This is a genomic window from Paenibacillus nitricinens, assembly GCF_052056485.1.
Classification (GTDB): Bacteria; Bacillota; Bacilli; order Paenibacillales; family Paenibacillaceae; genus Paenibacillus_AQ; species Paenibacillus_AQ nitricinens.
Map to the genome: position 1 here is coordinate 3,467,794 of NZ_CP183948.1, position 24,434 is coordinate 3,492,227.

Sequence of the window (24,434 nt, forward strand, 5' to 3'; positions counted from 1 at the left end):
AGCAACGCTTCTTTTTTGAGATACTAACTATACCGGTTTGTAGTTATTCTCACACCACATCATTTACTAGAAGCAAGATTTTTCCACGCGTTTGTCCTACTTTCTCGTGAACAACAGCAAGCTCTTTTAGTGCTAATCTTTCCGTAATAAAAGGCTTTACATGTCCTTGATCCACGATATCTGCGATTTGGGACAATTGCTCAGCATTACGCTGCACGCCCATTCTCACCACATGAACCCCCAAGTTTTTAGCTACATCTTCGTCTGCCGGATTGTAAGCTGAGACGAGGGTGCCTCCATCTTTGAGCAAAAGCAGTAATTTTGTCACTTCTTCTGAGCTAAGAGGGGAGAGGTTGAAAATTAAATCCACCTTCTCAGTTAGTTTTTCTTCTATTAATTCATTCTTATAATTGATGATTTCGTCAATCCCCAGGTCTTGAAGAGCGGAGATACTTTCTTCTGAAGCCGTTCCAATGACGTAAGCACCTTTCCATTTTGCAAGTTGAACGGCGATGGAGCCTACACCACCAGCTGCTGCTGTGATCAATACCCGTTGGCCGGATTGAAGATTACCGTGGTCGAATAAACCTTGCCAAGCTGTCATCGCACCACCGGGAAGAGCTGCGGCATCTTGTAAATCAATATTTTTAGGTGCTAAAGCTACATCATTAGCTTTGCAGACTACATATTCCGCGGCCGCACCATTTTTGGTCATGTCGAGAAAAGCAAATACTTTATCTCCAAATTGGAATCCATTCACGGATTCACCTATTTTTTCGATAACCCCTGATACATCCACGTTTGGAATAAAAGGTAATTCTAGTGGCAGAATATCCTTCATAACACCCATTCTAAGCATCGCATCTGCAGGATTGAAGGCAGTTGCCGCAACTTTAATTAATACTTCGTCTGCACTTACATCTGGAGTAGGAGCTTCCTCATATCGAAGTACTTCTACTGATCCGTATTGATGATATCTTACTGCTTTCATAATATTAAACACCTCTTCATTAGATTATTTAATGAACAACGTGTTGATCGTTGATCTGACTATATCTTAAAATATAGATTCTTTCTAATCAATCAACAATGACAGGTTAGGTGTTGAGTGAATTATTAACCGGGCTTAGTTTTTCAAACCTGCTGCAGTGAATGGACCTTGGATCGTGATTGTAGACAGTATTCTGGCCATTTCCTCAGGAGATTCTTTTCCATCACCATTCAACCATTGTTCAAGTACGCCGATATGTGCTGAAGCTAAATAAGCAATTAGGTACTCACTAGGGACAAGTAAATTTTCTTGCTTAATAAGAGGAATTTCATTGTTTACAAACAGCGTTTTCCACATGAATGCTTTCATCTTCGTTTGAAAATTTAAATCCGCTTTAAAAAGTGCTTTCATAAACTTTCTATTCAAATCAAGATGTCTAAAAAAACCAACAAGAATATTTAAGGGAGCGGCTTGGGGAATGTTTGTATCACGTTCCATAATAACTTCAACAAGGTTCTGTCTAACAATATTTTTCATTTCGGCCAAAATTTCATCTTGGCATCTGTTCATTAAGTCATATTTATCCTGATAATGTGAATAAAAAGTGCCTCGATTAATTCTGGCTTTAGTTGTAATGTCTTTAACGGTAATGCCTTCGAACCCTTTTTCCTCAATTAATTCAATTAATGCTTCCCGAATGAGTTCCTTTGTTCTAATAATTCGCAAATCCTTATCCGTTTCTCGCATCAAAAGTCATCTCCTTAATCTTTATAATGTACACAATCCCAATTAGTGTTGGATATCCAGCACTTTCGACTGTTCTGATTATTGTTGAATGTCTTCATTGTGATTATAATTGAAAATATAAAGATAAACAACACGTTGTTCTTTTGAGTGTTGAGCAGAAAGGGTGGATAATATAATGCCTGTTATCGAGATTGAGCATTTGACCAAAGATTATGGTCATAATCGAGGGATTTTCGATATCTCCTTTAGCATTAATAAGGGAGAAGTATATGGTTTCTTAGGACCTAATGGAGCTGGAAAAACAACAACTATCCGTCATATCATGGGTTTTTCCCGTCCACAGCAAGGACACACCTTAGTAAATGGGCTTAATAGCTGGAAGCGAGCAAGCGATATCCAACGGGAGTTGGGGTATTTACCTGGAGAAATCGCGTTGCCGGAGGCTCTGACCGGGACACAATTCATCAAAATGATGGCAGAGTTGCGAGGCATCACGGATATGACACACACGCAAGCGCTGATTAAGAAATTTGAATTAGACCCATCGGGCAGCTTGAAACGGATGTCACTAGGCATGAAGCGGAAGCTCGCCATTGTTACGGCATTCATGCACGATCCCGCAGTATTAGTGCTTGATGAGCCCACCAGCGGCTTAGATCCGATGATGCAAACTCTGTTTATTGAGTTCATTAAGGAAGAGAAGGAAAAGGGAAAGACCATTTTATTATCGAGTCATATTTTTTCTGAAATTGATGCGACCTGTGACAAGATATCCATAATCAAAGATGGCCACTTAATCTCTTCATTTGTAGCCAACGACTTGCGCCATAACGAGATCAAAACCTTTAAGCTCGAATTCAAGTCCGAAGAAGCCTTTAACCGTTTTAACCAAGATGTAAATGCTCAACAAGAGATTGAAGTGTTATCTTTGTCGCCACACAAACAGCAAGCCATATTGAGTATCAACGACAATCAAATCAATCGTTTTATTTCCTTTATTTCCGACTATGATCTTAAGTTTTTCTCGGAAAAAAAGTTTACCTTAGAGGACTATTTCATGAAGTTTTATGATCGGAGTTCAAACGCAACAGGAGGTGCCCAACCTAATGCCATACATCGAAATTAAACATTTAACAAAAGACTTCGGAGATGGAAAAGGTCTGTTTAACCTAGATTTTTCTATTGAGAAAGGTGAGGTTTTTGGCTTTGTAGGCACGAACGGAGCCGGTAAATCGACGACCATTCGCCATATGATGGGTTTTCTGAAACCAAAAAGCGGTGAAGTGACCATTAATGGAATGAATTGCTGGACTAATTCCGCCGAAATTAAAAAGCTTATTGGTTATATTCCAGGAGAGATTGCCTTTCCAGATGCGCCGACAGGAACAGAGTTTCTAAGAAGACAAGCGGAATTGTTGGGATTAAAGGATATGTCCTATGCGGAGAGTATCATTAAAAAGCTACAGCTTGATCCCACAGCCAACTTGAAGCGGATGTCGAAAGGGATGAAGCAAAAAACAGCGATTGTTGCAGCATTGATGGCTGATCCCGAGATATTAATTCTGGATGAGCCTACTACAGGACTAGACCCACTTATGCGGGCTGAGTTCGTTAACATTTTGAATGAAGAGAAGAAAAAAGGGAAGACGATTTTCATGTCTAGTCACATGTTTGAAGAAGTTGAACATACCTGTGACAAGGTTGCCTTAATTAAAGATGGGAAATTGATTGCTGTAAAAGCAACATCAGAAGTAAAACACAGCGAAGATAAAGTCTATAAAATCGAGTTCCTGTCTCATGAGGAGTATCAGCGCTTTTTGTCAGAACCGTTTGAATTTGCAGAGAAGCGAGATAGTCAGAATCAAGTTTTTCTAAAAATGAATGACCGAGAGATCAACCAATTATTTAGGACTTTAAAAGGGTATCCCATTAAGTTTATAGCAGAGATCAAATATACACTTGCGGACTACTTCAAAGGATTATATGAGGGGGAAACATCTAATGCTTAGCAAACCGATTTTCAAACAAACACTCAAAGCCAATTTTAAATTATGGCTCATCTTTACAGTAATCATGACCGTTTTTCATGTCGTTCTAATCGCAGTGTTCGATCCAAGCACCCTTAGCGACATGTCAAATATGGTTAAAGACACCCCACTTGCCAGTCTTATGGGGGATGCGACGTTCCTTGGAATGCTCGCCAAAACCTTTTATGGCATTCAAGGTGTACTATTGCCCATTGTGTTCATCATTATGACGGCTAACAGTCTCGTGGCATCTCAGGTAGACAGAGGGTCAATGGCCTATTTACTTTCTACTCCGACGAAGAGAAGTACGGTAGTTCGTACGCAAGCCATCTATTTAATTCTGTCACTCATCATTATGGTCGCCATCATTAGCCTGGCTGGTCTTACTGCCATATCTGTATTTCAAGGGGATATGGATTTGAACAAAACCGATTATTTAACGCTTAACTTAGGTTTATTTCTTCTATTGTTTGCAACAAGTGGGATATCCTTCTTTTTCTCCTGTGTGTTCAATCTTTCCAAAAACTCATTAGCATGGGGCGCAGGGATTCCAATGGCATTTTTTCTCCTTAAATTAATGGGCGATGTCGACAGCAGTTTGGAAAAGTTAAAATATATCTCTATGAATGCGTTATTCGACACGAATGCCATCTTAAATGGTGGAAGCTACTCCATACAATTTATTTCACTTGCTGTAATAGGCATTGTTCTTTATGTATTAGGGATTCGTATTTTTAAGGAAAAAGATTTACCGTTATAATTGGGCTATTAAGGAAGAAATTGAATTTAATATTTATGCAACTATTAAAGGTAAGGCTCTTGGTAAATCCAAGGACCTTACCTTTCTTATTTCATTCTAATAGCATAGTTCGAATCCAAGCGCCCTTACCTACTGCCCATGGTATTCAACATTATGACGGAAAACATTGTGTTTTTAACAACATGGTTAAATTGACTTGCTAGGAATTGTTTACTATCCTTAATTTTGTACGGTATTATGTGCCGTTTCTACTTGACTATACGATTTGAAGTTAGAAGGCAGGTGCAGAACATTGATAAATTTGGACAAATTAGCAAAGGCATTTACTAAAGGTGTCTATGATATAGAAGACAGAAGCAGGTTAGTTATCCAGCCCAAAAGTTTATTAAGTGAATTTACCACCGTTAAGCATGGATTTTTGTTTATCATTCGCGGGGGAGCCAGGATACGAGTGAATGGAACGGTATATGAATTACGGCAAGGCTCAGTTTTTCATGCAGCTCCAGGCATGCAGATGGATTCGCAGGTTATAGGACAATCAGAGCTTGAGTATTACTCACTTTTTTATAAATTGGATATGCCAGAAGAAATGAATAGTACTACCGAATTCGACTCTCATTTCAAGCTGGAGCCAGGAGCCAATTTAAAAATTATTGAATTACTAATCATGCTTCATCAGAATACCCATCCGTCCGGAGAAATTGGAAAGCTGCGTATCAAAGAGCTGTTCTTAAGCCTAATACATCAGGTTCTGATTGCTTGCAGTGACAGAGAGAACGACAGTTCACCGAATCAAAGGATGGTTGACGAAGCCCTTGCATATATTAAACTCCATTATATGAATTCACTTACACTCGGTGAGTTAGCGGAACGGCATGCAATGAGTACAAACCGATTCTCTTACTTCTTTCACAAATATACGGGGCTGCGTCCAATCGACTATGTCGTTAATTATCGCATGGAACGAGCCTGTGACTTTCTTAAAGCAGGAAATTTTCCTATCCACGAGATTGCAGAGCGCGTCGGTTATGACAATCCGCTGTATTTCAGCCGTTTATTTAAAAAGAAATTCGGCGTTTCTCCCTCTGCCTATAGATAATATACATATCGAGTTACTTATACTTGAATGAAGTCTGCAGCTACTGGTGATGAACCAGAAGTGCAGACTTTTTTATTTAGATTAAATAATGATGCATGTAGAATTTGAGATTTGTATATTTGAATTCATTTAAATTTTTGATAAACTCACCCTTGTAACTGAGAATCATTATCAGTAAATTGATTTATAAATGAAAGGCTGGGAGATATGACACGAAACAAACAATTATGTATTGGGTTGTCCTTAAATGCAACCTGGATGAAAGGAGACGGCTGGCGGCACCCGGATAGCCGAGTCGAAAAGATGGGGTCTATCGAATATTATATTGATTTGGCAAAAATGGCGGAGAATTCTAAGCTCGATTTTCTATTCAGGGCTGATTATCTGTATGTTAGCCCGCAGATGTTAGGGGATTCCTCTAATTTCGGCAGCCCGGACCCTGCATTGTTTTTTGCAGCGATAGCCCGTGAAACCAAGCGGATCGGACTGGTGACGACGATTTCTACCACTTTTAATCCACCTTATGTTGTAGCAAGACAGCTTCAGTCTTTACACTGGCTGAGCAATGGACGTGCCGGCTGGAATATTGTCACTTCTATTGAAGGCGCCGATAATTTCAGCGATTCACCTATGCCTTCACCGGAAGAGAGATATGCCAAGGCAAAAGAGTTCACGGATGTTGTATGCAAGCTGTGGGAGAGTTTTCCGGATGAAGCAATTGTTATCGATCGTCAGTCGGGTATGTTCTCGGATAAGGATAAAGTGACTGCTATAAATCATTCTGGTGAATTTTTCAGTGTAAAAGGACCGCTTACTTTACCTGCTCACAGGTCAGGAACGCCTCCGCTATTTCAAGCCGGCGCTTCGGATATTGGACGGAATTTCGCTTCTTCCGTTGCAGATGCTATTTTTGCAGCAATGCCGGATATTGAATCAGGAGTGGAGCTAAGGAATGATCTGAGAAGAAGAGCGGCTGAGCAGGGCCGTGATCCGGATGCTATCAGAGTTTTGCCGGGATTATATTTTTTCCTGGCCGATACGCGTGAAGAAGCACTTGAATTACATAAGGCTGCACATGCGAATTTACATCTTGAACGCAGACATGCTTCGCTTAAATCTGTGTTGGGTCTTGATTTAAGCGGGTACCCCTTAGGTGTGCAAGTAACTGCCGATATGTTACCCGATTCCAATCAAGCCGTCCGCAGCCGGACACATGCCGAACTATTGCGGCGGTATATTATCAAAAACCAGCCTACAGTGAAAGAGATCCTGGACAGGCCGGAGGTTGTCGGATCTGCTCATTGGGTATCTGTCGGGACAGTCGAGGATGTACTGAACGATATTATTGAGCGGTTTGATGCGGGGGCTATGGATGGCTTCATTGCCTTGCCGGGCGGTTCAGAACAATCTATGGAACTGTTTTTTGCGAAACTGGTACCGAAGCTGGTTGAGAGAGGCTTGTTTCGAAGTGAATATACGGGGTGCACTTTTCGTGAGCATCTAGGGATTTAAAAAAGAGAGTTGAGGTGATTGAACAATGCATGAAGAGGAAATGTTTGATGTTACGATTATTGGCGGTGGTCCGGCCGGATTATTTGCAGCATTTTATAGTGGACTCCGCGAAATGAAGACCAAAATCATTGAATTTCAGCCTGTACTTGGCGGCAAGGTGCATGTCTATCCGGAAAAGATGATCTGGGATGTGGGAGGCATACAACCTATTCTTGGCTCACAGCTTATTGAACAAATGGTTGCGCAAGGGATGACGTTCCAGCCGGAGGTTGCTTTTAGCGAAAAGGTCACATCCATCTCGAAAGATGCAGCAGGTTACTTCGTATTGCACACGGCCGCAAACCAGAAGCATTTCACTAAAACTGTAATATTGGCCATTGGAGGAGGTATTCTGAAGCCTATCAAGCTTGAAATCGAGGGTGCCGAAAGATTTGAAATCACAAATTTGCATTATACGGTGAAGTCACTTGCCCGCTTCAAAGAGAAGACTATTCTAATATCGGGTGGCGGACATTCTGCTGTTGACTGGGCGAACGAACTGGCTCCGATTGCCAAGAAAGTGTATTTAACGTACCGGAAAGAGAACTTAAAGGGGCATGAAGCCGATATTTCGCGTTTGGCGAACAATGGCGTAGTGTGCTTGTTAAATACTTCAATCGAAAAATTGATTGCCACGCCGGATCACGAAAGAATAGGGACTGTTCTGCTAAAAAGCAATGACAACGGAGAAGGATTTGAGCTGTCCGTTGATGAGGTCATCATTAATCACGGTTATGAACGCGACAAAGAACTGCTGTTGAACAGTGAAATTAAATTAGATCTGTGGGAACATCGGATTTCAGGATCAGCAATGAGCGGGACATCCGTGCCTGGCATTTATGCGGCAGGTGATGTTCTGCATCATGAAGGAAAGCTGCACCTGATAGCGGGAGCGTTCCAGGATTCTGCCAATGCGGTAAACCAGGCCAAACAATACATCACGCCGGAGGCAAATTCGACCGGGATGGTGTCTTCACACAATGACCTGTTCATACAGAAAAACCGTGATTTAATGAAACATTTATACAGATAGTAATGATAACAACTCAAGGAGGAGTCAAATGAATAGATTATTTGGATGGATTGCATCCTTCATTATACTTGCAGGATTACTGGCTGGATGTTCCGAAACTTCAGTCACACCTGCACCTGTAGTCGGCAAGATCGAGGAAGCGGGATGGCCAAGAACAATTGCAGATGCCAGCGACAATGGAGTGGTGCTCAAGACACGGCCTGAGCGGATAGCGGTTCTTCATCCTTTGTATTTAGATTACTTTTTTGCTCTAGATACTCCACCAATCGCATCAACTAACGCAGTGGAAGCAATGAAAGATTTCGCTACTTTACAGCCTTATGCCGGAACTGCTGAGATTATTGATTTAGGCAACAGCAATGCGAATCTGGAAATGATCATGGATGCAAAGCCTGATGTGATTGTAACCTTCAAGGGTTCTGTTGATAGCAATTATGATGAGTTGAATAAGATTGCACCAGTCATCTTAATTGACTACACCGATACCTGGGAAAAAACGACGATGCTGTGTGCTCAGATCGTTGGAAAAGAAACGTTAGCGGAACAAGCCATTAAGGAAACCCAAGAATTGATTGCCAATACGAAAAAACAGTTAAATAGTCTTGAAAATAAGACCTTTGCCTTGCTACGGGTCGATGGAAAAGCCAATTTCAATGCTCAAGGCTCTAAAAACACGATGTACTACAATCAAACAGCGGGCTTTGGGTTGTTGCCACCAAAGGGATATCCCGAGGAGGGCGGAGCGCTTTCTCTGGAGGGGCTATACAGCATGAATCCCGATTATATTATTATTCAGCATGATATGGATATCGCAAAGGCGGCCATCAAGGAGAAGGAAACTTCAAAGGCATGGAACTCACTGGAAGCTGTGAAAAACAATCATGTTCTTATCTTTGATAATTCACTAAACAGCGCAAGTATTCTGGCTGTCCGTTTGGCTGCAGATCATTTTCTGCAATTGGCGGCTGAACAATAATTTATTATACAACAATCCGATTGCTCCCTGTAGGGTGATCGGATTGTTGTTATTCAGATAAATATCTTGTCCAGTTGTTTGGTGAAAATAAAGTATTAGACTGCCGCAGTTGTCGTTCCAATAACGTTCCACGTTAAGGTAATCACCTTAAGTGAGAAGGTCATCTTACCGTCTGGTAAACGAGGCCTATGGCTCCAGAATCAAAGGTCTTGTTTTCGGTTAGCTTGAGATTGATCTTCTCCTTGAGACCTTGGAATAACGGCAATCCCTTACCGATCAGAACGGGAGAAACTGTGATTTTATACTCATCAATTAAATCAAGCTGCATAAGCTGGTGTGCGAATCTAGGACTGCCGAGGATGACCATATCCTTGCCTGGCTGTTGTTTGAGGTTATTAATCTCATCCTCGACATCTTCTTTGATGAGTCTCGAATTATTCCATTCGACTTTCTCCAGCGTCGTGGAAAAAACGATTTTGGCTGTCTTTTCGATCCACTCGGCATGATTCCGTTCATGCTGCGAAGCTGATGGGTTCGAAGGCACAGATGGCCAGTAACTGTGCATCATCTGATAAGTCCCACGTCCCCAAATGACAGTGTCGGCAGTACTCAGAATTTCTTTCGCATGTTTCTCCAAATCAGCATCGTAGGAAACCCAGCCAATGTCCATTTCACCATTCGGCCCTTCTACAAAACCGTCAAGCGATGCGTGAAGAAATAGAACGAGTTTTCTCATTTTCAATTCTCCTTTGTTCATGAGGGATATTTGCATTATACATTAACTACATTTTAGCAGAATATTGGAAGGGAAGGTCGATGCGAGTACAAGAAGTTATCCTACAGGATAACACAAACGTTACATGTTGATACGCAACAACAAATATCAGAGATCAGTTTCTAATCCAAGTGTTATTTGAAAAAAAGTGAACTGCATATTAAAACCACATCAAAAGCTATTGAGGCAGCAAAACAACATGGTCGTGAAGATATGGCTGAGAAGAACGAGAAAAATCTACTACGTTATCAGGGGATACAACTAACCTTCAAGAAGGCAACAACATTTTCGGTAGACAAGACCGTATAAAAAGAAAGGTGAGTGCTGGAAATGGTTAATTATGACCGTACAGCCATCTGCGAGAGGATCGAATTCCTTACGCCGTCAACAATCACAAGCACCCACTCCAAAGCAAACAAAGCGTGAGTTAAATGATGCGAATAAGGATATACTCATCGAAATGTTAAAACGCAACATCAAAACACTGCATGAACAACATAAAGCAAACACTAACCCTCAACAGCGCGGTTTCTCTCAGGCCGCGTCTTTTGCATTTAATCCCTCCATAACCAACGACAAAATATATTTTACCCGGGTAATATTGATTTTTTAATTTTACCCGGGTAAAATTAGTGAAGTATTCAAAGGAGGATCTATAGAATGAAAGATGATCAAACGCGCTTTTGCTGCACAGCATTTTTGGGTGTGGGAGTCGTCGCCAGTGGTTCGTTACAGCACGTTGTTACTACAGTGAAGGATACTCTGGATGACAGAGACCTCACACAGCTGCTTATATTTGACGATACCACGGGGAAGCAAATAGATGTTGATTTCCGTGGGAAGACAGATGACGTGCTCAAACGATTAGGAGAACAGTTTGGCGATTTGCCCGATATGGAAATGAATAACCAGCCTACACGGCGGGTCGGTCGACCCAAGCTGGGAGTTGTATGTGGTGAGGTTACATTATTACCAAAAGATTGGGAATGGCTGAAAAGTCAATCTGGAGGGGCGTCGGTAACATTACGAAAACTCGTTGGTGATGCTCGCCGTGCTGGAGGAAAACAGAGCAAGATACGAGAGTCACAAGAAGCAACATATTACTTTATGACAGCTATGGCCGGGAACTTCCATCAATACGAAGAAGCTCTGCGGGCACTGTATGCTGATGATTCGGATCGTTTTTACCACTTGATCGATAACTGGGCACCTGATATCAGAAACCATATCAAAAAATTAGCCGCTGATGCATTCCCCGAAGGGAACAAATGAACGAAAGAATGTGTAGGCGTAAGGAATTTAGAATAAAAAAAGGAACGATGAAAGGAGCGAGGCATCGAGGGCAGCATCGTCATGTTGAACCTCATGCGTTTTCGTGATGTTGCCGATTACACAGCCAATCCTGAACTAACACCGGAGGTTCCAATCAGCGGTGCCGAAGCTTTCAACCGCATATCGAGCACACCCTCCCATTTCTCCGTGAAAGCGGAGGTGAAATCATGTTTCTTGGCGATGGCGGAGAGTTTCTTATTGGACCCGAAGACGAAAGATGGGATCTTGTCATGATGATCCGCCAGAGCAGCGCGCAGTCGTTTCTTGCTTTTTCAAGTCATCAAGACTACATGGCCGGTATCGGGCATCGGACTGCAGCGATCGAAGATTCACGCCTTTTGCCTATGACAGAACTTACAATACCGAATTAATTGGAGGAAAACATAAACATGAACATTCTGAAAGTCAAAAGCGTCGAATTGGCCTATGACAGTTTTGGTAATGAAAATGACGAAGCTATTATCCTAATCGCCGGGCTTGGAACCCAGATGATCCGATGGACGGATTCGTTTTGTCGGATATTAGCAGTGCGGGGCTTTCACGTAATCCGTTTTGACAATCGCGACGTAGGTTGCTCGACGCATTTTAGCCAATATCCGACGCTGGATTTTGACGCACTGGCGACGGCTCTCATGTCGGGAAAGCGACCGGACATCCCTTACACTCTCGATGACATGTCCAACGACGCTATCGGACTACTCGATGCCCTTTCAATTGACCGGGCACATTTCGTTGGCAGGTCGATGGGAGGAATGATTGCCCAGATTGCTGCCAGTGAGTACCCTGAACGGGTTTTATCACTCACCTCCATTATGTCCAGTTCCGGTAATCCAACACTTCCGCAAACTTCCCCGGATGTCATGGCGATGATGACTAAACCAGCGCCGAACCCATTTGAGGATGAAGCAGGATTTTTGGCGCACAGCGTCTCTTTTGCTAAACGTATCGCCGGCACCAGCTATCCGTTTGAAGAGGACGCTTATCGAGCGCTCATTCTGGAGGAAGTCCAGCGAGCCTACGATCCAGGCAGTATTGGACGACAAATTGCTGCGATCGCTGTCTCCGGTGATCGTCGTCCGCGGCTAGCGACCATAAAAGTACCAACACTTGTCATTCATGGGGTGGACGATCCCCTATTCGTCCCGGCGTGTGGCGAGGATACGGCTTCTGCCATTCCGGGCGCTGAGCTAATGTTGGTTGACGGCATGGGACACGACTTACCGCACCAACTTTACAAAGTAATCGCTGATGGCATAGAGCGAACGGCTCGTCGCAATTGACACGCTGCAGCTGCCACCAACAGAAAGTGCGAAAAATATGGCGGAGGGGTTTGAATCGATTTCATTTGAAGTGCTTCCGTGGGATTATGTTTTTGTATATAATGGCGATGGTGATAACTATCATGATGAATTCGTAATGGAGGACCCTTTTTCATTAGAGCTTCAGCTAGATACAATTATGAATTTATTAATTAAATAACCCCTCCGTTTGGACTATGGAACAGGGCGTTTCTGATTCGAAGAGGAGACACTCCAAAAGTGAGGTTATCCTTTACCACATAAGGCTTTGCGCTAGGAGCAAGTGCCATGTTCAACATCCGCCCCATAAAAATTCCATGTGCAGTATTTAAAAGAGAATTTAAACCTATGGATATTAATTACATTGACATCCATAGGTTTTTCTAAAATAATAGAATGTAATTGAATACTGGTACCTTTAATTCAGTCCAGAGAGGCTGACAAGGACAGCGGATTTTTATAATCACGCGAGAAGCAGGGCATATTCCGTCAAGGGATGCTCTGTGTCTTGGCGCGGGTTATGATGAACAAAAGAGGCTACTTGTCAGTTTAACTTGACAAGTAGCCTCTTTTGTTTCTGCTTTTTTGGTATCAGGACACTTTATACTGGGGGTATTCTGATGAGTAAACAAGATCAAGAGTTTTCGTGGCAGGCAGTGCCAAAAACGCAGAGAAATCATTTTGGGAAGACATTTTCCGTCATGTTGGCATTCACTTTCTTTTCGGCAAGCATGCTGGCAGGGGGGACGTTAGGTGTCAGCTTGACATTCATGGAGTTCATAGGAATCGTGCTTGCAGGTAATCTTGCACTAGGCATCTATACGGGAGCACTGGCACATATCGCTGCCAAAACAGGGCTTTCCACGCATTTGCTTGCAAAATATGCGTTCGGTGAAAAAGGGTCCTACCTTCCTTCTTTCCTGCTCGGCTTCACACAGGTCGGATGGTTCGGTGTCGGCGTGGCCATGTTCGCAGTACCCGTCGCCAGAGCGATGGATTGGAATGTGTACCTGTTGATCTTCGTATTTGGTCTCGCAATGACGGCATCAGCCATCTTCGGCATGAAGTCGCTCGTCATTCTGGGCTATGTAGCGGTTCCGGCCATTGCTATTCTTGGTGGTTACTCCGTGTTCGAAGGAGTAGACACGCTGGGAGGTCTGCAAGGGTTGCTTGATTACACACCGACTCAGTCGCTCACCACAGCAGCAGCTTTGACCATTTGTATAGGGTCATTCATTAGCGGCGGAACGCTGACGCCCGATTTTGCCCGGTTTGCCAAGACGTCCCGGCAGGCGGTTACTGCAACAGTCATTTCGTTCTTTCTGGGGAACTCACTTATGTTCCTATTCGGCGCAGTCGGCGCAATGGCTTATAATCTGGCAGATATCTCAGAGGTTATGTTCTTGCAAGGATTGCTTATTCCTGCAATCGTCGTTCTGGGGCTGAACATCTGGACGACCAACGATAACGCACTTTACGCTTCAGGGCTGGGCTTCGCAAATATCACAAAAATCTCTAAAAAGTTTTTCGTCATCGTTAACGGCATTGTGGGTACCGTATTTGCCATGTGGATGTACAACAATTTCGTCGGTTTCCTGAATGTGCTGGGCGCGGCGATACCTTCCATCGGGGCCATAATCATCGCAGACTATTTTATTGTGAAGCGTAGAAACTATAAACCATTTGCCGACATGACTTTCAAGAATGTAAACTGGATAGCGATGGTTGCTTGGGCAATAGGTGTGGCCTTTGCCCAGCTAGCCCCAGGAATAACACCACTCAACGCACTTATCGGAACAGCGGTTGTATACACCGCATTGATGCTGATCCTATCTACGAAAAAATCCAAAGAAATGGGGAATACAAATGATTATACAAAACGCAAAATTGCGGGGTAAAGAAGGTTTATGGAATATTGTTGTGAAAGATGGGAAGTTTGATCTTATCACGCAGTCCCTGGAATCAACTACGAATGAGGAAGTCATTGATGTGGGCGGCTCCCTTGTGCTGCCACCGTTCATTGAACCTCATATTCACTTGGATACAACGTTAACGGCAGGTGAGCCGGAATGGAATTTGAGCGGAACACTATTCGAAGGCATCCAGCGTTGGTCAGAGCGTAAAGCCTCCCTGACACATGATGACGTTAAAACACGTTCCAAAACTGCACTGAAATGGCAGATCGCGCAGGGTATCCAGCATGTACGAACACATGTAGACGTCACTGACCCAAGCTTAACTGCTGTTAAAGCAATGCTTGAAGTGAAAGAAGAAATGGCACCATTCATTGACATCCAGCTTGTCGCTTTTCCGCAGGAAGGTATTCACTCCTTCCCGAACGGCGTGGAATTATTAGAAGAGTCGTTGAAAATGGGTGTTGACGTTGTGGGTGGTATTCCACACTTCGAATTCACAAGAGAATATGGCGTCGATTCGATGAAAGTTGCGTTTGACCTCGCTGAAAAATACGACCGCCTGATCGACATCCATTGCGACGAAATCGATGACGAGCAATCCCGTTTCTTGGAAGTCGTAGCCAAAGAAGCCTACGAGCGCGGGCTTGGTTCCCGCACGACTGCAAGCCACACGACGGCGATGGGGTCATACAATGATGCATACACGTACAAACTGTTTAGATTACTGAAGATGGCTGACCTAAATTTCGTCTCCAATCCTCTGGTTAACATCCATCTGCAGGGACGCTTCGACACGTATCCGAAAAGAAGAGGATTAACTCGCGTCAAAGAACTGCTGGAAGCCGGACTTAATGTATGCTTCGGTCACGATGACATCTTTGATCCATGGTATCCGCTAGGCACAGGTAATATGCTTCAAGTACTGCACATGGGTATTCATGCTTCCCAGTTGCTCGGATACGATCAAATCGTAAATTCAATCGATCTTATTACGAAAAATAGCGCAAGAACGTTGAATATCGAGGATATGTATGGCATTGAAGAAGGTAAACCAGCCAACTTCATCGTTCTTGAAGCAGAGAACGAGTACGAGACCATTCGCAAACAGGCCGGAGTGCTTTATTCGTTCAGAGGCGGCCGCAAAATCGCGGAAACACAGCCGCGGAACACTTCGATCATTCTTGAGAACGGTTTGGAGAAAATTACTTTCAATAAATAATCGGATGAAGCATGCGCTGTATCAAGCAGAGCCTGCGTTTAAGTCAACAATCCCCTTATGTTAGACAGGTATATAAGAGATCACATGATCGTGAACTCTTCCTGCATCCATGGGGGGATTTTTTTTGATTCTTATGTTTGACCATTTTTCTATTCCAGGACATTCCGGAACAAAACGCTATCATTACTAAGACTTTTTTCATAGCTTATTTCCAAGATTCGACCTTGTTTTCACCCACAGTATAGGCCGAAAGTATAAATTTACAACACTTTACATAAATCTATGTTTTTCCTAATCCTTATGAGATAGCATATTAGACGAAAGCGGTGGACAACTATGGGGAAATCCGCCGATCTATATCTCGAGGAGGAAGGAAATAATGGAGAAGCATTCAGGTTGGAAAAAAAGGCTGCTAAATTGCATGCTGGTTGCATCTGTTGCCGTACCTCTGCATTTGTTCGCATTCGGAGCCGATACGGCGGTACACGCTGAGGGGGCAAGCGATCCCGCACCATTCATTGAAGCCAAAGTGGTTAACGAGCATGCAGGCCAGAAAATACTGTTCGACAATACCCACGCACAGACGGCCGGAGCGGCTGACTGGGTTATCGACGGTGCTTTTTCCGACTTTGGCAATGCGCTTGCGCAGGAAGGCTATTACGTCAAGGAGCTTCGTAAGACCACTCCAATTACGCTGGGCGATCTTTCCAGCTATGACGTCTACGTCGTAGCTGAATCAAATATTCCATATAAATCCAGCGAGCAGGCAGCAATGGCGGAATACGTGGAGAACGGCGGCAGTATCTTCTTCATTGGCGATCATTACAATGCGGACCGCAATAAGAACCGCTGGGACGGAAGCGAGGCATTCAACGGCTACCGCCGTGGAGCTTGGGATAATCCAGCTAAAGGCATGAGCGCCGAAGAGGCTGGCTCCGCGGCAATGCAAGGCGTAGTTAGCTCCGATTGGCTGGCAGAAGAATTCGGCGTCCGATTCCGCTTCAATGCCCTCGGTGATATTAACGCAAACAACATCGTGGCTCCCGCACAGGCCTTCGGTATTACATCAGGAGTATCAAGTGTAGCCATGCATGCCGGCTCCACGCTGGCAATCCTCGACCCGACCAGGGCGAAGGGTATCGTCTATCTGCCGAAAACCAACAATGCATGGGGCAACGCGGTGGACCAAGGCGTCTACAATGGCGGCGGCGTAGCGGAAGGTCCTTACGTGGCCGTAGCGAAAAAAGGCGCGGGCAAAGCCGCCTTTATTGGTGACTCCTCCCCGGTCGAAGATGCAACGCCGAAGTATTTGCGCGAGGATACCGGTGCCAAGAAAACGACTTACGACGGCTTCAAGGAGGCTGACGATGCTGAGCTTCTGGTAAACACCGTTAACTGGCTCGCCGAACAGGAGAGTTATACAAATTTCACCCAGGTAAGTGGGTTGACGTTGGATCAACCAACGCAGCTGCTGCCGTTCGAAGAGCCGGCACTTTCCACCGAGCCGCAGCCAGAACCATGGGCCGCGCCGAATGCCGGCTACAAATGGTTTGACCGCACCACCTTCAAGGCAGGCTCCTACGGCGGTCCGGCGGCTACTGCAAGTGCAGTGTATAATTTGACGCACCAGACGGTGCTGCCAAACGCGCAGGATTTCCAGATTCGCGTCAGTGCAGATAATCTACCTGCTAACACCAGCGTATCAGGCTTCCAATTGGGCATTTACCAGGTGAGCAGCGGCGCCCAGATCGCCAAGATCCAGAACAGTGACGGCACTTGGCCAAGTAGCTATGCTTACAGCGCCAACTTTAGCTTGACATCAGACCTGAACGGCCATGCCTATAAAGATTTGACCGTGCAGATTAAACCGGGCACCACGGCTGCATCCAACCTGCGGCTGCGCCTGAACGGAACGAACCTGAAGACTGAATCAGTAACGCTCGGTAACGTCCCAGCAGAGCCGCTACCAGACGAGGAAGATCCGATTCCGGCGACCGTCTCCATCGGCGAAGCCCGGACCAAGATCGTTGGATCCTTGGTGACGGTTGAGGGTATCGTAACGACTGAGCCGGGTATTTTCGGTGGGCAAGCCCTTTACCTGCAAGATAAGACTGGTGGTCTTTATATCTTCCAGAGCCAAAGTGGCTTCCATGCCGGTGACACGGTTAAGGTAACAGCGTCCACGGCGCTTTACAATTCGGAGCTAGAATTGACCGAAGTTGTGAAGATCGAGAAAACCGGCACAGCGGAGCTTCCAGAGCCCGTTGTCGTGCCGGCGGTGAACGATGCCAATCAAGGTCAGCTGCTCAAGCTTAAAGACGTGAAAGTGACGAATATTATCACCGCCACTCCAAGCGGTTCCTTTGAATTTGACGCTATCGCCGAAGGCGGGACAAGCAATCACATCCGGGTGGATGTCCGGACGGGCATCACGAAGGACAGTTTCCCTTATGCGGAAGGACAGAAGCTCGATATTACAGGCGTAGCCGCGATCTTCAAAGAAGTATACCAACTCAAGCCTAGAAGTCTCGGAGATTTCAGCGTTGTGGAAGAAGAGGCAGCTCCGGTAACGACGGCAACGCTGTCGACGAATCCGAATGCTGCCGGCTGGTTGAACCAGACCGCCGAAGTGACTCTGAAAGCCAACTCCGGTACAGCTAAGGTTTATTACTCGCTAAATGGCGGCGTGGAAGCTGTATACAGCACTCCGTTGTCCGTAAGTAAAGACGGACGAAATACGCTGACATACCATGCAGTTTCGGGTAAGGGCAAGATCGAAGAAACCAAGACACTGAGCCTTAATATCGACACGGTTTCACCGACAGCAGTGCTGACGGAGTCCGGTCATGCGGTCGGCGATGTGGAGGAGGAAGCCCAGCTTAGGTTTGTATTGGTTGCCGAAGATAACCTGTCCGGCGTAGCCTCCAAGCAGCTTCTGCTCGATGGACAACCCATTGCCGAAGAACAGACCCTGAATGCTGCGGAGCTGGGTGCCGGGTCCCATACTGTAAAATATGTAGTGATCGACGCCGCTGGCAACACTGCAGAAAAGAGCTACACATTCCAAATTACAGGTGGAGCCGCACTCGCAACTGACAAACCTGGACAACCAGTGTTGTCCTCGAACAGCGGCTACGGTTATGGACTCAGTGACGGCAACTTTACAGTCACCATGAACCTCTGGTGGGGCAATAATGCTACCAGCTACAAGCTTTATGAGAATGGCACGCTAATCGATTCCAAGTCGCTGAAGGATGTATCTCCGTCCGCCCAGACGGCAAGCACAGCGCTTCATGGTAAACCGAACGGCACTTATGTATACACAGTGGAGCTTACCAACAAATACGGAACAACGAAGAGCCAGCCGCTCACGGTGACGATCCGCGACGCCGCTCCGGGCAAGCCAGTCTTGGCCCATGACAACTGGGACGGAGACGGCTCTTATAAAGTAACAATGAATCTGTGGTGGGGCACTAACGCCACAGAGTACCGCCTTTATGAGAACGGGCAGCTGATCGACACACAAGCGCTAAACGCCAACACCCCTTCGGCGCAGATCGCTACGACTGACGTCACTGGCCGAGCTTCCGGCATATATGAATACCGAGCAGAGCTGGTCAATGCAGCGGGAGAGACCTTAAGTGATACTATTAAGGTAACTGTCAGCAATTAATAAGATGAGTTTCTAAATTTTACGCGTAATATACCAATATGCTGCAATGTTATAACACTTATAGAATCATACGATCAAAACAACCTAGGGTTCATACCTTAGGTTGTTTTAGTTTTGATATCAATATATTTAGAGCTTGGACAAAAGAAAGGTGCTTATATCTTTCAGATGTAACGTTTTTTTTGGCTTGTTCATATTCCGTTCATATTGTCGTCACGAAGAGGACATCTTGCTTAGTTACACTTTGAATAAGTCGCCACAGCGGCTTTAAGATACAAGGACAAGGAAGGGAAGAGATGAACGTGGCAGAATTAGTAGAAATAAAAACCACTGGAACTAAAAACCACAAGAGACGAAAATTGTGGTTAAAAATATTCGGAGGTATTGTCGGGGCGCTCGTACTGTTTATGGGCATTGTTTTTATCGTTAATGTAATCTGCAACGGGGTCGAGAAAAAGAAAATAGAATCGTATGGTCAGTATGTCAATGTAGATGGCAAAAAGATGAATGTGTACATTCAAGGCAGCGGAGATCAAACTGTTGTATTGCTTCCGGGACAAGGAACCCCAACACCTGCACTTGATTTCAAATTGCTGATCGATGAAATTTCTCCCAATTATAAGGTCGTGGTGGTAGAGCCTTTCGGTTATGGATTGAGCGATGAAACCGAGAAAGAAAGAACAACGGAGAATATTGTAAGTGAGGTTCACGAAGCGCTGCAGCAACTGGAGATTAACCGTTACATTCTAATGGGACATTCGATCGCAGGACTTTACGGAGCAACCTATGTGAACACCTACCCGGATGAGGTTCTTGCTTTTGTCGGCATCGATAGCAGCGTTCCCAATCAACCCGGCATGGATGTCAAATTGCCTTTGAAATCCATGCAGTTTCTTCAAAAATCAGGTTTGATGAGATTGTTCCAAAAAGTGAGCGGAGATCCGTATAAATCGCTCGCATTTGATGAGCATACCAAAGAACAGATGCATTTGTTTTCGAATCAAGTCGGTGGCAATCCAACGCTGATGAATGAATTGAGCCATCTCGGTTCCAATTTCAAAAATGGAGAAAAACTCACAATGCCAAATGAGTTGCCGTTGCTTCTCTTCGTTCAATCGAATAATGAGCACAATAAACAGTGGATTCCGCTACATGAGGAGCAAGTCAAACAATCCGCACAGGGAAAAATGATCCCGATGGAAGGTTCTCATTACCTGCATCATACAAAATACAAAGAAATCGCCGAGGCATTCAAAGAGTACATGAAGCAAATCCAATTGTAGAGTTGATAATTAAACCGCGGTGCCGAAATTGGCTCCGTGGTTTCTTTGTTTTTCGCTTCGTCTGTACACTCAGCCCAGCCAATGTAGTTATCAACTTTATTCCTGAGACATTGGAGTATGGTACACTTCAAGACAAATCTTGGTCATTTCATCAATGGATTTTGCAAAGTCGGATTGTATCCATTTGAGAAGAACGTTATAGAGGGCCCCCGCTTTAAAGTAAATTCGGTACACATTCTCATCGCTTTTGTCATGAGCAGTAGAGAGCATCATTTCATTCAAGCAATCCAGAATCACATCATCAAACTTCGCGCTTTGAAGTGCTTTGTAGATGTTACGCTGCTGATAAATAACTTCAAAAAGCACTTTGATAAATTTTTGAGGTTCTTTGGCTTTGCCTGTTAATTCATTGGTGTAAGGCAAAAGTTTTTGATTAATCTCGAAAATAAGCGAATCGACCAAATCCACCAGAATCTCTTGCTTGGAGGAATAGTTGTTGTAATAAGCCGTTCGAGAGACCCCTGCGCGCTTCACAATATCGGTGATGGTAATTTTGTTAAAAGGCTGTTCCTGGATCAAGAAGACTAAAGCCGTGCAAATGGCTTCTCTTGTCAAACGGTTGGTTTCTTTATTGGACTGATGCTGAGAGGTATTTGGGCTGTATAATTCATGATTTGGGATGACATTTCCCCTCCGTTTGTACATTCTAGTGTTCGTTTTATTGTTTTTCATGAGTCTTTTCAATATGCTAAAACCATAAGGCATTACAAATGTAATGTCAAAATAAGAGTTAGATAAAATGGGAGGGCATCATGTTAGAGAGCTTATATAGACGATTGTCAGCGGTGCTGCTATTGATCCTAGCACTCTGTGCTGCGGTATTTATTGGTAAAGAAACGGTAATCTCGATAGTGACCATTATCCTTTTGTTAGCGGAATTAGGCATCTCCCTTTTACTATTAAAGAAGCGTGAGAAGTTACAGTTAGTATTTATTAGTGCAATGGTGGCAGAAGGGTTATTCTTACTAACAAAAGAATTTTGGCTGCTTGCGCTTTCCATCCTACTGCTGATCGTAGCGGGTTCATGGAGAGGACTCTATGGGCAAACGGTGAGCAGAAGAGTCACTCCGTTTCTAGTGGTTCGAAAAGTGTTATTCAGCATTGCAGTTCTTACCGTTACTGCATTTTGGGGGATTGGAATCTATGCAAAACCTATTACAACGCCTGTGGAATTAGCAACTGATGCAGCTGTGACGATCGATGAACGTACATTGGATTCTGCAGCAGTGATGCTGAAGGATATTGAAGTGATGAATTCTTTTGGAAGCCGTACAACCGGTTCTGAGGGTCACAATCAATTTATTGCATGGCTGGAGCAGCAGGTAACGGATATGGGGCTGCAAGTCTATCGTGATCGCTATTCTTTTGACCGATGGGAAGAAAAGAGCAGTTCGTTAAGGATTGATCAGCAGCCCATTCATGTCTCTTCAGCTTTTCCCTATTCCGGGGAAACTGACGAAAAAGGTGTAACAGGGGAACTGGTATATACGAAGCGTGGTGCTTATGATCAGGCTAGCGGAAAAATTGCTGTCATTGAAATTGAAAATTTTAAAAATTTTCCTAGTGGAATCGTAATGAACATGCGGGATTCATCTCCAATCGAAAGCCGAATTGCCCCAAATGAAGGGGATCTAGTGCTCACTACGGCTTTAAAAGAAGCTAAATTGGAGCAAGCGAAGGAAATGGGTGTAAAAGCAGTTATTTTAGTCTGGAAAGGAGTATCCGATGATAAGATAGAAAAGCAGTATGTACCTTTTACCACCGATTATGCTGGAATCCCTGCGATCTGGGTCAATGAAACGGAAGGGCAAAAGGTGATCAGCGCAGCTCATGAGCACAAAGAAGGTACGGTTATTTTAGAAGCGGAAATACAAAAAAATGCCCCAACAGAATCCTTTTATGTGAAAATTGACGGTAAAAATAAAGACGAAGCAATTATCGTAAATACCCATACAGATGGGATTAATGTGGTGGAAGAGAATGGCGCTGTGGGCATGCTGTCCATGATTCGTTACTTGCAGCAGGAGCAGCCGGAACGTACGATGATTTTCGCTTTTGTAACAGGGCATTTTAGATTACCGGAATTCAAAGGATCCTCTCAGGCGACTTCCACTTGGATGGAGGGGCGTCGTGAGCTCTGGGATGGCGCGAACGGCCATATGAAAGCTGTAGCTGGAATTACGGTTGAGCATTTAGGCAGCATGGAGTGGAAGGACGATGATACAGGTAAATATGGTCCAACTGGACAAATAAGTACAGAATATACCTATGCGGGCAATGAAATGATGGCAGCCATTTGGCTGAAGGCTATTGAAAAGACAGACGGCACACGGACTGTATTATTACGTGGACATAACAAGTTTGAGTTTGGAGAGAGTCAGCCCTTATTTGAAGCAGGGATACCCGTGATTGGCTTCATTCCAATGCCCGACTATCTGCTCGTAGATAGTGAAAACAGAGAGATGGACAAATTTGATGCAAAGCTTATGCATACGCAAATTGTATCGTTGCTGAAAGCGGTCAAGCTAGTGGACGCAACGCAGACGACTAAGCTTGGGAAGTCAGATGGGTATTCTTTCTTCTATGGTCGTACGAAATGATGGTGGTAATAGTGTTAGAAGAAAAGGAGAAAGAACTATATGTTAATCAAAAATGTTGAGGATATTAAATTACAAGAGTTTACAACTTGCTTTAACGAAGCCTTCTCCGATTATGTCATTCCATTTCAAGTTTCTGAGCAGAATTTAGCTGATAAATTTGCAGGTGCGGGTGTTAATTATCAGATGTCATTCGGTGCTTTTGATCAAGATAAGCAAGTTGCATTTGTTATGCATGGCATCGGTGAGCGTAACGGCGAAAGAACTGCCTTTAATACCGGTACCGGAGTCGTTCCTTTATATAGAGGAAAACGGCTGGTCGCACAAATTTATCGTCATGCTTTTCCCATCCTCAAAGAAGCTAATATTCAAAAATGTTTGCTTGAAGTGATCCAAACCAATGTTAAAGCTATAAAAGCGTATAGTGCTTTAGGATTTCAAATCCATAGAGAATTAGTTTGCTTCAAGGGTCGTATTAATGTAAACCTTCCGGCCGATCATAGACGTACATTCATTTCTATGGTTCGACTGGAAGAATTCGATTGGACATCGGTACATGCTTATTGGAATTTCGAACCTTCTTGGGAACAATCCGCTGAGGCAATTTTACGAAACCCGCATCTGTACGATGTGGTCACCATAATGGAAGACAACAAGATTTGTGGATACGCGATAATAAAATCAGCCAATGGAGCTGTTCTACAGTTCGGCGTTTTGCGAGAAAAAAGAAATCAGGGATTGGGACGTTCCTTATTTCATTGGATTGGAGAGAGACATGCACTCATCACCGTCAATAATGTAGACAAAAGAGATATAAATTCTATACGTTTCCTTAAAGAAGTTGGTCTTGACGTATTTATAGAGCAATATGAGATGAAAAAAGATTTGTCATAACGAAGATGATATTCGCTTAATTCAAAAACACTGATGAGTTGAGTCAGTGTTTTTTTGTTGCCAAAAAAGGGTATATATAAAGGATTGGAATGAGAAAATATCGTGTTTCTCTAACATCGAAATACGAGAATACTTGTAGCATCACATATAAGCTAATGAATCAATAGCTCCTTCGGATGCTTTTTGTGTTATTCACCGAGTTG

At 44.0% G+C, this 24,434-nt stretch carries 21 protein-coding genes and 1 pseudogene; 18 read left to right on the plus strand and 4 right to left on the minus strand.

All coding sequences use genetic code 11. The features are described from left to right. Nucleotides 1-49: 49 nt before the first annotated feature. Nucleotides 50-991, minus strand: a complete 942-nt coding sequence (locus tag ACN6KS_RS15275) for an NADP-dependent oxidoreductase (RefSeq protein WP_440959959.1) — start codon at nt 989-991, stop codon at nt 50-52. Nucleotides 992-1,126: 135 nt separating this feature from the next. Further along, a complete protein-coding gene (locus ACN6KS_RS15280) occupies nt 1,127-1,738 on the minus strand; it encodes a TetR/AcrR family transcriptional regulator (protein ID WP_440959960.1) in 612 nt (203 codons plus the stop codon). Nucleotides 1,739-1,913: 175 nt separating this feature from the next. Here ACN6KS_RS15280 and ACN6KS_RS15285 point away from each other — a divergent pair, with 175 nt between their 5' ends. The 7 genes from ACN6KS_RS15285 to ACN6KS_RS15315 all read left to right on the plus strand — a co-directional run bounded on the left by ACN6KS_RS15285 (nt 1,914) and on the right by ACN6KS_RS15315 (nt 9,184). Continuing rightward, on the plus strand, nt 1,914-2,864 hold the full coding sequence (locus tag ACN6KS_RS15285) for an ABC transporter ATP-binding protein (RefSeq protein WP_440959961.1): 951 nt from the start codon (nt 1,914-1,916) through the stop codon (nt 2,862-2,864). Beyond that, nucleotides 2,845-3,747 (plus strand): ABC transporter ATP-binding protein, encoded by a 903-nt coding sequence (locus ACN6KS_RS15290; RefSeq protein WP_440959962.1) that lies wholly within the window; start codon nt 2,845-2,847, stop codon nt 3,745-3,747. Before ACN6KS_RS15285 ends, ACN6KS_RS15290 begins: the two co-directional genes overlap by 20 nt. Beyond that, nucleotides 3,740-4,525: an ABC transporter permease subunit gene (locus tag ACN6KS_RS15295; protein ID WP_440959963.1), complete on the plus strand. Its 786-nt coding sequence runs from the start codon at nt 3,740-3,742 to the stop codon at nt 4,523-4,525. The genes ACN6KS_RS15290 and ACN6KS_RS15295 overlap by 8 nt, the downstream gene beginning before the upstream one ends. A 292-nt stretch (nt 4,526-4,817) precedes the next feature. Further along, nucleotides 4,818-5,624 (plus strand): helix-turn-helix domain-containing protein, encoded by an 807-nt coding sequence (locus ACN6KS_RS15300; RefSeq protein ID WP_440959964.1) that lies wholly within the window; start codon nt 4,818-4,820, stop codon nt 5,622-5,624. Between the two features lie 207 nt (nt 5,625-5,831). Next, entirely contained in the window at nt 5,832-7,136 is a 1,305-nt protein-coding gene (locus ACN6KS_RS15305; protein ID WP_440959965.1) for an NtaA/DmoA family FMN-dependent monooxygenase, read from the plus strand. A 25-nt stretch (nt 7,137-7,161) separates the two neighbouring features. Beyond that, nucleotides 7,162-8,208 carry an NAD(P)/FAD-dependent oxidoreductase gene (locus ACN6KS_RS15310; RefSeq protein WP_341134836.1) on the plus strand — a complete coding sequence of 349 codons (1,047 nt, stop codon included), beginning with the start codon at nt 7,162-7,164 and terminating at the stop codon, nt 8,206-8,208. A 28-nt stretch (nt 8,209-8,236) separates the two neighbouring features. Then, nucleotides 8,237-9,184 (plus strand): ABC transporter substrate-binding protein, encoded by a 948-nt coding sequence (locus ACN6KS_RS15315; protein ID WP_440959966.1) that lies wholly within the window; start codon nt 8,237-8,239, stop codon nt 9,182-9,184. A gap of 160 nt (nt 9,185-9,344) precedes the next feature. Here the strand turns inward: ACN6KS_RS15315 and ACN6KS_RS15320 are convergent, their stop codons facing one another. Then, nucleotides 9,345-9,920, minus strand: coding sequence for a dihydrofolate reductase family protein (locus tag ACN6KS_RS15320; RefSeq protein WP_094868959.1), 576 nt, complete (start codon nt 9,918-9,920; stop codon nt 9,345-9,347). Nucleotides 9,921-10,100: 180 nt separating this feature from the next. Here ACN6KS_RS15320 and ACN6KS_RS15325 point away from each other — a divergent pair. The 9 genes and pseudogenes from ACN6KS_RS15325 to ACN6KS_RS15365 all read left to right on the plus strand — a co-directional run. Then, nucleotides 10,101-10,297, plus strand: a pseudogene (locus tag ACN6KS_RS15325) (transposase); the annotation flags it as partial. A 322-nt stretch (nt 10,298-10,619) separates the two neighbouring features. Continuing rightward, the gene (locus ACN6KS_RS15330; protein WP_440959967.1) at nt 10,620-11,231 is read left to right on the plus strand and encodes a DUF2239 family protein; all 612 of its coding nucleotides are present in this window, start codon (nt 10,620-10,622) and stop codon (nt 11,229-11,231) included. A 227-nt stretch (nt 11,232-11,458) separates the two neighbouring features. Further along, complete coding sequence (locus tag ACN6KS_RS15335) at nt 11,459-11,662, plus strand: hypothetical protein (protein ID WP_341134840.1); 204 nt, start codon at nt 11,459-11,461, stop codon at nt 11,660-11,662. Between the two features lie 18 nt (nt 11,663-11,680). Next, entirely contained in the window at nt 11,681-12,571 is an 891-nt protein-coding gene (locus ACN6KS_RS15340) for an alpha/beta fold hydrolase (RefSeq protein ID WP_440959968.1), read from the plus strand. Between the two features lie 37 nt (nt 12,572-12,608). Beyond that, nucleotides 12,609-12,770: a hypothetical protein gene (locus tag ACN6KS_RS15345; RefSeq protein WP_440959969.1), complete on the plus strand. Its 162-nt coding sequence runs from the start codon at nt 12,609-12,611 to the stop codon at nt 12,768-12,770. Nucleotides 12,771-13,209: 439 nt separating this feature from the next. Continuing rightward, on the plus strand, nt 13,210-14,487 hold the full coding sequence (gene codB / locus ACN6KS_RS15350) for a cytosine permease (RefSeq protein WP_341134842.1): 1,278 nt from the start codon (nt 13,210-13,212) through the stop codon (nt 14,485-14,487). Beyond that, nucleotides 14,456-15,724 (plus strand): cytosine deaminase, encoded by a 1,269-nt coding sequence (locus ACN6KS_RS15355; RefSeq protein WP_094868955.1) that lies wholly within the window; start codon nt 14,456-14,458, stop codon nt 15,722-15,724. The genes codB and ACN6KS_RS15355 overlap by 32 nt, the downstream gene beginning before the upstream one ends. Before the next feature lie 379 nt (nt 15,725-16,103). Beyond that, nucleotides 16,104-19,397, plus strand: coding sequence for a chitinase N-terminal domain-containing protein (locus ACN6KS_RS15360; protein WP_440959970.1), 3,294 nt, complete (start codon nt 16,104-16,106; stop codon nt 19,395-19,397). Between the two features lie 296 nt (nt 19,398-19,693). Next, nucleotides 19,694-20,680, plus strand: coding sequence for an alpha/beta fold hydrolase (locus ACN6KS_RS15365; RefSeq protein WP_094868954.1), 987 nt, complete (start codon nt 19,694-19,696; stop codon nt 20,678-20,680). Nucleotides 20,681-20,776: 96 nt separating this feature from the next. Here ACN6KS_RS15365 and ACN6KS_RS15370 read toward each other — a convergent pair whose 3' ends face one another. Further along, nucleotides 20,777-21,412 (minus strand): TetR/AcrR family transcriptional regulator, encoded by a 636-nt coding sequence (locus ACN6KS_RS15370; RefSeq protein ID WP_179283793.1) that lies wholly within the window; start codon nt 21,410-21,412, stop codon nt 20,777-20,779. Nucleotides 21,413-21,492: 80 nt separating this feature from the next. Between ACN6KS_RS15370 and ACN6KS_RS15375 the strand changes: the two genes are divergently transcribed. Together ACN6KS_RS15375 and ACN6KS_RS15380 are read left to right on the plus strand one after the other, a co-directional pair. Further along, complete coding sequence (locus ACN6KS_RS15375) at nt 21,493-23,340, plus strand: hypothetical protein (protein ID WP_440959971.1); 1,848 nt, start codon at nt 21,493-21,495, stop codon at nt 23,338-23,340. A 39-nt stretch (nt 23,341-23,379) separates the two neighbouring features. After that, nucleotides 23,380-24,231 carry a GNAT family N-acetyltransferase gene (locus ACN6KS_RS15380; RefSeq protein WP_440959972.1) on the plus strand — a complete coding sequence of 284 codons (852 nt, stop codon included), beginning with the start codon at nt 23,380-23,382 and terminating at the stop codon, nt 24,229-24,231. The last annotated feature ends 203 nt before the right edge of the window (nt 24,232-24,434 follow it).